The sequence below is a fragment of the Oleiphilus sp. HI0043 genome, assembly GCF_001634935.1.
The window spans coordinates 1-917 of record NZ_LWEY01001949.1; the positions used below are offsets into that span (position 1 = coordinate 1).

Annotated in this window: 2 protein-coding genes; both read left to right on the plus strand. The window is 45.8% G+C overall.

What is annotated here, in order from left to right; all coding sequences use genetic code 11:
* Nucleotides 1–301, plus strand: a 301-nt coding sequence (locus A3729_RS30185; protein ID WP_197476308.1) for a class I SAM-dependent methyltransferase, incomplete at its 5' end; no start/stop codon positions are given.
* A gap of 48 nt (nt 302–349) precedes the next feature.
* A complete protein-coding gene (locus A3729_RS34770) occupies nt 350–895 on the plus strand; it encodes a DUF2878 domain-containing protein (RefSeq protein WP_068515392.1) in 546 nt (181 codons plus the stop codon).
* The last annotated feature ends 22 nt before the right edge of the window (nt 896–917 follow it).

Here is a 917-nt window from a genome sequence, read left to right on the forward strand (position 1 = left end):
TGGTAGTTGTATTCCTTCAATTCAGGCTCTCACTAGCTCATCGATGAAGGCCAGCGACCTACGACTCGTTTATCAAGAGGACTTTGCGGAACACTACGCTAGAACACTGCTAGCATGGTTGGATTCATTTAATAAAGCCTCAGCGACCATCACAGAGCTAGGCTATAGCAAAGAATTTAAACGTATGTGGGAGTTCTACCTCTGCTACTGCGCAGGAGGTTTCAAAGAGCGCTCTATCGGCGTATCTCATATGTTATTCGCTAAACCAGGTTATAGAAACGAGCCCCTGTCTCGCATATAAGGCAGTGATAAGCGATATAGCCAACCACACCATTAAGGAGTCTACTCAATGTCTCGGGAACAACTAAATAGGCTCCTCAATGCGGTGTTATTCCAAAGCTGTTGGTTTCTGGCAATTTTATCAGATTGGTACCTGGCGCTCTGCGCATTCGCCTTGCTATTAGTGCATTTCGTTCGAACAAACGCATCGACTCACAACTCATTAAAACTCTTGTATATCGCGTGTATCGGCATTCTGATCGACAGCTTGCTTATGCATCTAGGCGTTTACCAGTTTCCGAACCCCGAGTTAAGAACCAACGATTTTATAATTCCCTTGTGGTTAATCATAATGTGGTGTGCGTTTACGCTCACACTGCTTTCGTCGCTGCAATGGTTTTTAGCCAAGCCATATTTTTTCATCTGCTTATGTTGCATTTCCGGACCCGCTTCATACCTGGCAGGCCGTCACTTCGGCGCGCTTCACTTTGCAGACGCCTCCCTTATTTTCATCATCCTAGAATGGTTCGTAGTCGGAGTTCTGTGTACTGCAATCTTCCCCTCTTCACCAAAGGAGGATCTGCCAGCCCAAGGAGGCAAATATGCAAGCTATTAGCAGTTTCTCAATTGCCAGTTTC

Excerpts from the sequence above, each read along its gene's own strand:
- A3729_RS34770 (WP_068515392.1), top strand. The coding sequence starts at position 350 with ATGTCTCGGGAACAACTAAATAGGCTCCTCAATGCGGTGTTATTCCAA.